10 protein-coding genes are annotated in these 9,814 nt (G+C 69.4%); 3 read left to right on the plus strand and 7 right to left on the minus strand.

The window, feature by feature from the left end; translation table 11 throughout:
• Together VFB40_RS19110 and ligD are read left to right on the plus strand one after the other, a co-directional pair.
• The coding region (locus VFB40_RS19110; protein WP_324852558.1) for a LysM peptidoglycan-binding domain-containing protein at positions 1–234 on the plus strand (234 nt) is incomplete at its 5' end.
• Between the two features lie 187 nt (positions 235–421).
• Positions 422–1,444, plus strand: coding sequence for a non-homologous end-joining DNA ligase (ligD, locus tag VFB40_RS19115; protein WP_324852560.1), 1,023 nt, complete (start codon positions 422–424; stop codon positions 1,442–1,444).
• Between the two features lie 58 nt (positions 1,445–1,502).
• Here ligD and VFB40_RS19120 read toward each other — a convergent pair whose 3' ends face one another.
• Positions 1,503–2,597: an ATP-dependent DNA ligase gene (locus tag VFB40_RS19120; protein WP_324852562.1), complete on the minus strand. Its 1,095-nt coding sequence runs from the start codon at positions 2,595–2,597 to the stop codon at positions 1,503–1,505.
• A gap of 117 nt (positions 2,598–2,714) precedes the next feature.
• On the minus strand, positions 2,715–2,927 hold the full coding sequence (locus VFB40_RS19125; protein WP_324852564.1) for a dodecin: 213 nt from the start codon (positions 2,925–2,927) through the stop codon (positions 2,715–2,717).
• Between the two features lie 114 nt (positions 2,928–3,041).
• On the opposite strand from VFB40_RS19125, the gene VFB40_RS19130 reads away from it, so the two are divergent.
• Positions 3,042–3,932 (plus strand): NAD-dependent protein deacetylase, encoded by an 891-nt coding sequence (locus VFB40_RS19130; RefSeq protein ID WP_324852566.1) that lies wholly within the window; start codon positions 3,042–3,044, stop codon positions 3,930–3,932.
• Positions 3,933–3,995: 63 nt separating this feature from the next.
• Here VFB40_RS19130 and VFB40_RS19135 read toward each other — a convergent pair whose 3' ends face one another.
• The 5 genes from VFB40_RS19135 to VFB40_RS19155 all read right to left on the minus strand — a co-directional run bounded on the left by VFB40_RS19135 (position 3,996) and on the right by VFB40_RS19155 (position 9,574).
• On the minus strand, positions 3,996–5,546 hold the full coding sequence (locus VFB40_RS19135) for a serine/threonine protein kinase (protein WP_324852568.1): 1,551 nt from the start codon (positions 5,544–5,546) through the stop codon (positions 3,996–3,998).
• A 150-nt stretch (positions 5,547–5,696) separates the two neighbouring features.
• Entirely contained in the window at positions 5,697–6,245 is a 549-nt protein-coding gene (locus VFB40_RS19140) for a YciI family protein (protein WP_324852570.1), read from the minus strand.
• A 47-nt stretch (positions 6,246–6,292) separates the two neighbouring features.
• Complete coding sequence (gene xth / locus VFB40_RS19145) at positions 6,293–7,090, minus strand: exodeoxyribonuclease III (protein ID WP_324852572.1); 798 nt, start codon at positions 7,088–7,090, stop codon at positions 6,293–6,295.
• 106 nt (positions 7,091–7,196) lie between these two features.
• The gene (locus tag VFB40_RS19150; RefSeq protein ID WP_324852574.1) at positions 7,197–7,748 is read right to left on the minus strand and encodes a gluconokinase; all 552 of its coding nucleotides are present in this window, start codon (positions 7,746–7,748) and stop codon (positions 7,197–7,199) included.
• Between the two features lie 128 nt (positions 7,749–7,876).
• Positions 7,877–9,574, minus strand: coding sequence for a cellulase family glycosylhydrolase (locus VFB40_RS19155; RefSeq protein WP_324852576.1), 1,698 nt, complete (start codon positions 9,572–9,574; stop codon positions 7,877–7,879).
• Between the last annotated feature and the right edge of the window lie 240 nt (positions 9,575–9,814).

The following is a 9,814-nucleotide window of genomic DNA, read 5'->3' on the forward strand; positions in this document are numbered from 1 at the left end:
AGCGAGCTGCACCTGCAGACCGTCCCGGTGGTCTACGGCCCGCTGATCGTGCCCGGCTACTACGGGTACCGCGAGTACAAGGTCGTGGCCGGCGACACGCTCTGGTCGATCGCGCAGACCAACTACGGCGACGGCGCGCTCTACACGCGCATCGTCCGGGCCAACCCGGCGCAGATCGCCGACCCTGACAAGATCTACCCCGGTCAGGTCCTGCGCATCCCGATGGGCGCCTGACGCACGACCGCCCCGAGGCCCGTCGACATGTGCCGCGCCCGGACGGGCATTAGGGCCAGGGGCGGCCCGCCATCGCCGAGACCCGGCCAAAAGCAGTCCACAGCGGTTCGCCGCTTCCCCGGCCTGTTGCAGCAACCTGCCACCCTGTCGTGTCGCGGCCACGTCGGACTGCGCTTAGCCTGCGAACATGAGCAGCAAAGAGGCGCACGTCGATGTGGCCGGCCGATCCGTGCGCATCTCCTCCCCGGACAAGGTCTACTATCCGGACTCCGACATCACGAAGCTCGACCTCGCCGGCTACTACGCGGCCGTCGCCGACTCCGTGTTCCGGGCGCTGGCCGACCGGCCGGTGGCGCTCAACCGCTTCCCGGACGGACTCGGCGGGTCATCGTTCTATATGAAGCATGCACCCAAAGGGCTGCCCGACTGGGTGCAGACCGTCCGGGTCACCTTCCCCAGCGGCCGCACCGGCGACGAGATCTGCGTGACCGAACCGGCCACCGTCGTCTGGGCCGTGCAAATGGGCGCGCTCGAACTGCACCCGTGGCCCGTTCGGCGCAGCGACACCGACCATCCGGATGAACTGCGCGTCGACCTCGACCCGCAACCGGGCACCGGATTCGCTCAAGCGGTGGAAGCGGCGCACGAGGCGAAGGCGCTGTTCGACGAACTCGGCATGACGCCCTACGTGAAGACCACCGGCGGCCGCGGCCTGCACCTGCTCGTCCGCATCGAGCCGCGCTGGTCGTTCATCGAGGCGCGCCGCGCGGTCATCGCCTTCGCCCGCGAACTGGAGCGCCGCCGCCCCGACCTGGTCACCACCTCGTGGTGGAAGGAGGAGCGCGGCGAGCGGGTGTTCGTGGACTTCAACCAGATGGCCCGCGATCGAATGCTCGCGGCCGCGTACTCGACGCGTGCCCGCCCTCGCGCGCTCGTCTCAATGCCCGTGCGCTGGCCCGAGCTGCCTGACATCGAGCCCGAGGACTTCACGCCGCGTACCGTGCCGCCGCTGCTCACGAAGAACGGCGACGCGCACGCGGACATCGACCAGACCGCATTCACCCTCGACGCGCTGCTCGAAGCCGCGGCGCGCGACGAGCGCGACCACGGCCTCGGTGACATGCCGTACCCGCCGGACTTCCCGAAGATGCCCGGCGAGCCCAAGCGCGTCCAGCCGTCAAAGGCCAGAAACAGCGGCAAGCCCAGCTGACCCCGTCTCACCGCGACGTCTCACCCAACCTCTCACCCAGGCGTCGCGCCGTGCCGTTTCACTCGAAGACGTCCGCCAGGTCGTAGGGCACCGGCACGTCCAACTGGTCATACGTGCACGAGCTCGGCTCGCGGTCCCGCCGCCAGCGCAGGAACTGTCCGTTGTGCCGGAACCGGTCTGCCTGAAGCTGGTCGTAGCGCACCTCACACACCAACTCAGGGCGTAACGCAACGAACGACGTGTCCTTCCCCGCGTTCCAGCGATGCTGCGCGCCCGGCCTGCGGTGCTCCTCGTCCTCGGTGGCACCGAGCCACGGGTGCGGCTCCCCGTCACGCAGGCGCAGCGGCGCGAGCTCTTCGACCAGTTCGCGGCGCCGGATCATCGTGAACGCGCTCGAGCCGCCCACGTAGTTGAGCACGCCGTCCGCGCCGTAGAGCCCGAGCATCAGCGAGCCGACGATCGGGCCGCTCTTGTGCAGCCGGTAGCCCGCCACGACCACGTCCGCGGTGCGCTCGTGCTTGACCTTCACCATCGTCCGCTCGCCCGGCGTGTACCGGCCGCCGAGCGGCTTGGCCACCACGCCGTCGAGCCCGGCGCCCTCGAAGCGCTGGAACCAGCGGCGTGCCACTTCCGGATCGTCCGTGGCCCGCGTCATGTGCACCCGCGAACCGGAACCGGAGCCGGAACCGGCCGACTCGCCGCGCGCCCCCGAACCCTCGCCGAACAGCGCGGTCAACGCCTCGCGCCGTTCGGCGAAGGGCCGGCCGGTCAGGTCCTCGTCACCGAGCGCGAGCAGGTCGAACGCGACGAAGGAGGCCGGAGTGCGCTCGGCGAGCAACCGCACCCGCGACTCGGCCGGATGGATCCGGTCGGCGAGCCGGTCGAAGTCAAGCCGCCCGCCGGCCACCACCACGACCTCGCCGTCCAGCACGCACCGCGGCGGCAGAACCCGCGCCAGCGCCTCGATCAGCTCGGGGAAGTACCGGTTGAGCGACTTGCCGCCCCGGCTGCCCAGCTCGATCTCGGCCCCGTCGCGAAACACGATGCACCGGTAGCCGTCCCACTTCGGCTCGTACAGGAACTCGCCCGACGGCACGCCGGCCGCCGACTTGGCCAGCATCGGCTCGACTGGGGGCATCACCGGCAGCTTCATCAGGCGTCCTCGGGTCCTCGCGGCGTGGCAGCGTCCTCGTCCTCAATGTGTTTCTCAAGGCAAGCATGCCCGAAGCGCCGCTACCGGGCCCAGCGATCCGAGCGGCGGATGCGACGGTCAGCTCTCGTCGAGCCGGAAGCCGAGCTTCAGCCCGACCTGGTACTCGGCGATGTGGCCCTCCTCGATGCGGCCGCGGATCTCCGTCACCTCGAACCAGTCGAGACCGTGCAGCGTCTCGGCGGCCCGCGCGACGGCCGTGCGCACGGCGGAGTCGACCCCCTCCGTGGAGGAGCCGACGACCTCGGTAACCCGGTAGACATGTCCGCTCATGACCTGTCCTCTCGCTTCCTTTAGGCGCTCGTCCCGGTCGAACCAGAGTCCATCGAAGCCGGTGTCCATCTAAGCTACGGGCCGCGTTCGCCGAACGCGACATATGCTGCGTTCATGCGCACGCGACCGATACTCGACTGGCCGAACGGCGGAGCACTTGCTCCCTCAGGCGACCTGGACGACGTCGAGGAGATCCTGGCCAACGGTTCGGTCGCGGTACTCAGCGGCGCCGGCATCTCCACCGAGTCCGGCATCCCCGACTACCGTGGCGCGACCGGCAGCCTGCGCAAGCACACGCCGATGACCTACGAGCAGTTCGTACACAGCGCGGACAACCGGCAGCGCTACTGGGCGCGCAGCCACCTCGGCTGGCGCACCATCGCCCGCGCGCGGCCGAACGCCGGACACGCCGCGGTCGCCGCGCTGTCCGCCGCCGGATACGTCTCAGCGGTGATCACCCAGAACGTCGACGGCCTGCACCGGGCCGCAGGCAACGGCGAAGGCGTCGAACTGCACGGCAGCCTCGACCGCGTCATCTGCCTCAGCTGCCGGCGGCTGAGCCCGCGCGAGGACCTGGACCGGCGGCTGCGCGCGGCGAATCCGACCTTCCAGGATGCGAGCACCCGTATCAACCCGGACGGCGACGTCGAACTCGCCGACGAACTGATCGCGCTGTTCAACACAGTGCCCTGCGACGCCTGCGAGTCGGGAATCCTCAAGCCGGACGTGGTCTTCTTCGGCGAGAACGTACCCAAGCCGCGCGTGCAGCAGTGCTACGACCTCATCGACCAAGCCCGCGCGCTACTGGTCCTCGGCTCATCCTTGACGGTCATGTCAGGGCTGCGATTCGTCCGCCACGCGGCGCGAGCGGGCAAACCGATCGCCATCGTGAACCAAGGCCCGACCCGCGGCGACGAACTCGCCGCCGTACGCCTCAACGTGCCCCTCGGCCCGACCCTGACCCGGCTCGCCGACCGGCTCGGCTGCACCACCGCCGCGGCGTAAGCACGTCCGACCGCAGCACCGCAGCCTCAGATCCAGCGCGGTCCGTCTGTCGGCGAGCGGCGGTCAGTGGCTCGCCCACTGCTGACTCGGGCTGCCGTCACACGGCCACAGCACCAGCGGCGTCCCGTCGTTGGTGCCCTTGCCGGACACGTCGATGCACAGCCCGGCGTTCGCGCTGAGGATCGTTCCGTTCGGCTGAATCGTCCACTGCTGATTCACGCCGCCGTTGCAGCTCCACAGCACGACCTGCGTTCCCGGATTCTTCTCCAACCCGAAGTCGTCGAGGCAGTACTTGCCGCCGTCCTCGGTCAGTTGGCCGGCGGGTGTCAGGGTCCAGGACTGGGCCGGGGTGCCGTTGCAGGACCAGATGTCTTCTTTCGTGCCGTCCGCGAAGATCCGGCCCGCGGTGTCCATGCAGGTGTTGGAATGCGCGTTGATCAGCGTGGCCTGAATCGGGGCGGTCGCAGACGGCGAAGCGCTGGGCGAGGGCGAAGGGCTGAGCGAACCCACCGGGAGGACGACTGCCTCGGGGGATTCGCTCGCGGTCGTGGCGGGAGCGGAGCTCGTCGTCGGACCGGCGTTGGCCGTGGACGCCGCCGCGCCACTGCCGCCCAGGGAGAGCGCGCCACTGATGAGCAGCGCGACCACGACGACCGCCGCGGCGATTCCGCTTTCCGTCTTGTGCTCAGTAATTAGCCGCGGCAGCCGCGTGCCCGCGCCGGCGTCAGCGGCAGTGTCAGCGGCGATGGGAGGCAACACGGTCGTCATCGCCTCGTGCGCAGGCGCAGGCCGATCGACATACCCCTGATAAGGCAGGCTGCCGATGACCATCGTCTCGCCGACGCCAGCAGCACTCTCACTCGCGAACGTACGCAGCGCCGCGGCAAGCTGACCCGCGGCCGGACGGTAACGCGGATCACCCGCGAGGCAGGCCGCGATGAGCGACCACAGCTCGTCGGGAACCCCGGGAACGGGAGTCGGCCGCTGCTGTCCGGTCAGGCACTCGTGGAGAAGAACGCCCAAGGCGTACACATCGGCCGATGGCGTGCTCGCCGCATAGGGCGCGGTGACGGACTCAGGTGCGCGGTACGCGATCGGCGGGACCATGAGTTGTCCGCGGTTGGCCAGCGGGGCCAAGCCGAAATCGCAGATGCCCACCTCCGGGAGCGCCCCGCCTGCCGAACCCAGCAGGATGTTGCCCGGATGAAGGTCGCCGTGCGCGAGACCAGCGGCGTGCGCTGCGGCCACAGCGTCGCATACCTGAGCGATCACACGCGCAGCCGTCGACGGTTCAAGCGCCCCCTGCCGCTCCAGCATCGACCGCAGGCTCTCACCGGGCACGAGCCGCGACCGCAGCGCCAGCCAGCCCTCGCCGGCCTCGGCGTCATCGACGGCCACGATGCCCGGGTGACCGACCTGCGCCACGGCATTCAGCGCGCTGTAAAGCCCTGCGACGGCCTGCGGATCGGACACCAGTTCAGGCCGCAGCGCCTTCACCGCGCGCTCGCCGCCGTCCCGCAGATCCCGGCCGCGCCACACCGTGCCGACGGCGCCGGTTCCCAACTGCTCGAACAGTTCGAACCGCGCGCCGAGCCGCCACTGCGTATCAGACACCTGCCGCCTCGTATCCGTGGGACGCATCACCGAACGCCGAGCATTGTACGGATAGCCTGCGGGATGCGGGGAGTCGACCGCGTACTGAACTTCGGTAGTTATTGCGCGCGCTCTGCTGCCCGCGCGTGGCTGGCCGCGTTTGGGTAGCAGTTATTGGCGTCCACCGAACTGCCAGTTGTGGACCTCGATGTCGGCGTACCGATCCGAGGTCAGGACGGCGCGCGCGGCGGCCTTGTCTGCTGCCCGCAGGAGTGCCGCCGTGCCGAGCCAGGTCGCGCCGTCGTCGGCGAGCAGCGGGCCGTATGCGATCAGCTCGGCGCGGTCCTCGGGCGCCGCGAGGTCGGCCGACTGGCCTGCGCCAAGGCCGATCACCAGATAGCGGTTGCCGCCGGTGCGGCCGCCGGGGAAGTCCCACATGGTGCGGCCGAGCGTGTTGCGCCAGCGGCGGATCAGCACGTCGCGGTACACACCGGCCTGGTAGTTCGGCTCGTCGAAGGCGAACGCGCGGGCGGCGGCCGAGTCAGGCAGGTCGAGGATGTGCACGCTGCCGGTCGCCGCCTCGCGGTCGTCGGTGAGCGTCGGGCCGCGCGCGATCATCTGCTCGGCGAACCGGTCCATGTAGGACCAGTGCTCCTCCACCAGCTCATCGCGCAGGTCGCCTGAGCCAGGCCGGTCACGGTGGTAACAGAAGAACTCCATGCGTACGGTCTTTCAGCGCTCGGGTCACCGGATCAGGCTCTGCCGGCTCAGACGTCGTAGGTGATCGTCACGGGGGCGTGGTCGGACCAGCGGGCGGCGTGCTCGACCGCGCGCTCGATCTTCGCGCTGACGGCGAGCTTGGCCAGGCCCGGGGTCGCGATCTGGTAGTCGATGCGCCAGCCGGCGTCGTTGTCGAAGGCGCGGCCGCGATACGACCACCACGAGTACGGACCGGGGCCCTCCGGGTGCAGCTGGCGCACCACGTCGACGTAGCCGGCCTCGTCGAAGACCCGGCTCAGCCAGGCGCGCTCGTGCGGCAGGAAGCCGGAGGCGTTCTGGTTCGTCTTCCAGTTCTTGATGTCGATCTCGCGGTGCGCGATGTTCCAGTCGCCGCAGACGACCAGCTCGCGGTTGTGCGCCTCGGCCCGGGACCTGGCCGCCTTCAGGTACTCGAGGAACTCGGCCATGAACCGTTCCTTCTCGACCTGCCGCTCGGTCTCCACCTCGCCGGAGGGCAGGTACAGGCTGGCCACGGTCACGTTCGGCAGGTCGATCTCGGCGTAGCGGCCGGAGGTGTCGAACTCGGTGGACGCGAAGCCGATGCGGGTCGCGACCGGCTCGAGGCGGCTGTAGATCGCCACGCCGGAGCGGCCCTTCGCGGCCGACGGCGCGAACAGCGGGTGCCAGCCCTGGGCCTCGCGCAGCGCGACCGGGATCTCGTGCGGCTCGGCCCGCACCTCCTGGAGGCAGACCACGTCCGCCGTGGTCTGGCCGAGCCAGCTGTCGAAGCCCTTGCGGGAGGCGGCGCGGATGCCGTTGACGTTGGCGGTGCTGATTGTGATCATCGCAGCGTTCTCCGGGGCGGGCGGTCAAGAGTTGGCGGACTCGGCTGCGCCCATTCTTGCGCGCGGCACCGACACTGCGGCGCGGGACGCGCGATCCGCCGGCCGATCAGTCGCAGATTCTGGATTCGACGAGGTGCTCGACGATGTCGTCCGGCCGGCTCTCGGCGGTGACCGGCACGCGGTACGGGCGCTCGTCGTCGGTCGGCGGCTCCAAATCGGCGAACTGGCTGTCGAGCAGTGAGGCCGGAAAGAAGTGGCCGCGACGCGAGGACAGCCGGGCTCGGATCGTCTGCTTATCAGCGTCGAGGTACACGAGCCGGACGTTCGGGCGGCCTTCGCGCAGCACGTCCCGGTAAGAGCGCTTGAGCGCGGAACAGCTGACGACGGCCGGCCGACCAGCAGCCGTGGATGCGTCTATCCACGCCGCGATGTTGGCCAGCCACGGGCGCCGGTCGTCATCGTCCAGCGGGTGCCCGGCGACCATCTTCGCCAGGTTCGCGTCCGGGTGGAAATCATCGGCTTCCGCGTACTGCCAGCCAAGGCGCTGTGCGAGCAGCGCGCCGATGGTGCTCTTGCCGCTTCCGGAGACCCCGGCGATCAGCAGGATGCACGGGTCCGCCGCGGCGGGGGAGGGGGCGCCGGAGGGCAGCGTCGTCACGCGGCTGATCTTAAGGCGTGGTGCTGGGCGCGGAGCGACATGGTCCGGCCACGGGCACGAGGTGCTGCCCGTGGCCGGAGTCATGACGGTGTAAGGAGCCGTGGTTGCAGTCAGGGAATCGTCGGCGGTTAGTGGCAGGCGACCCCGTTGACGGTGAACGACGTCGGGTTGGCGTTGCTGCTCGTGTACGTACCGGTGAAGCCGATCGTCACCGACGCGTTCGGAGCGAGCGTCGCGTTATACGGCTCGTTCGTTGCGGTAACCGCCTCGCCGGTCTGCGCGTACGTCGCGGTCCACATCTGGTTGATCTTCTGATCGCCGGGGAACGTCCACGCGAGCGTCCAGCCGTTGAGCGCCGAGGTGCCGGTGTTCGTCAGCGCCACCTGGCCCTGGAAGCCCCCGGACCAGCTGTTGGTCAGCGAGTACACGGCGTGGCAGGAGACAGCGGACGAGGACGGGGAACTGGACGCGGAAGCGCTCGGGGAGGCCGATCGCGAGCCCGAGGCCGACGCGCTCGGGCTGCCGGTGCCCCCGCCGGAGAGCGGGAATTGGACCCCGGCCAGCAGCGACTGCTTGGCGGCGCTGACCGGCGTCGGGTCGTAGCTGCCGTCCAGCAGCGCGAACGAGTCCTCGCCGTTGAGCGCCCAGTAGGTCCAGCTCAGCTTGTTCGCGCCGATGTACGAGACCAGCGAGGAGAACCACTGGCCCTGCGAACCCGGGGTCGAGTCGGACACGTCGGTGGCCCCGTTTCCGGTACCGAACTCGCCGACCCACAGCGGGGCGATGTTCTGCTGCGGGATATAGCCCCAGTACTGGTTCCACACCGCGTCCAGGCTCGCCGAGGTCGTGGCGGAGTTGAACCAGGCCTGTTGGAACAGGGCCGGCCCGTAGTCGTGCGCCGAGTAGACCACGTGGCCGGGCGAGTTGAGCACGACCGGGTACTTGGCCACGCCCTCCAGGTTGCCGCCCCACCAGGTGGTGTCGAAGCCGCCGGTGGCGCTGCTGTTCGGGTAGTTGCTGATGCCCTCGCAGAAGATCAGCGCGTTCGGGTTCACGGCGAGGATCGCGTTGCCGGCGTTCTGGTAGGCGAGCCGGATGTCGGTGTTCGGGTCGCCGCTGCCCCACGTCGCAGCGTTCGCATACGCGACGCCGGTGGGCGTGTGCGGTTCGTTGCGCAGGTCGAAGCCGATGACCGTGGAGTTGCCCGCGTACCGCTTGGCCAGCGTCACCCAGTCGTTGATCCAGGCGGAGTTGGGATACGCGCTGGTGTACCACAGGCCGTTCGCCTCGGCCGTCTCCCCGGCCTCGGAGCGGTGGTTGTCGATGATGACCTTCAGCCCGTCCTGCCCCGCGTAGCTGACGATCTTGTCCAGGATCTGCAGGTCGTTGAGGCCCACCAGGTCGGTGTTGATCGGGCCGCTGTTGTACTGGCTGAAGTTCTGCGGGATGACCGGCGTCTCGACCGCCTGGTTGGAGATCGGGATGCGGATCGTGTTGTATCCCAGCCGCTTGATGTCGTCGATCACGGCGTGGTAGTCCTGCGCCCACAGCCCGTGCGCGATCTCGTCCGGGGTCTCGAAGCCGTACCAGTTCACGCCCGCGATCTTGACCGCGTTGCCGTTCGAGTCGAGGATCTGGCTGCCGGAGGTGTGCCAGTACCCTGCTCCGACGGTTCCCGCCGCGCCGGCCGGCCGAGCCAGCGGGCCGAAGGCGATCAGCAGCGCCGAGAGCGCGGCCAGCACCGCGCCCACGGCCACCGCGGACAGCGCGGCCGGACGCCGCCGCAGTGCGCCCGTCATCGCGACGGGCCTCATCGTTGTGTGCATCGAACCGCTCCTAGGTGCCTCTTCCTGACCCGACGGCCAGCGCACTGACGCTACGAACCAGCCGCGCCTACTCCAAGGGAACGGAAAGGTGCGTATACGATCGCTGACGTCTGTGTGGGCTTTGAGCAGGGCGTTCGACGAAGTTCGACGCGGCGTCCTCGTGTAAGTTTCACAGGACATTGACGCTCTCGGCGCTGCGGCGCGACCATTCCGAAAACTGTGCTCCAACGTGGCGGAGGG

The sequence above is a fragment of the Actinocrinis sp. genome (genome assembly GCF_035650855.1).
In the GTDB taxonomy this organism is placed as follows: Bacteria; Actinomycetota; Actinomycetes; order Streptomycetales; family Catenulisporaceae; genus Actinocrinis.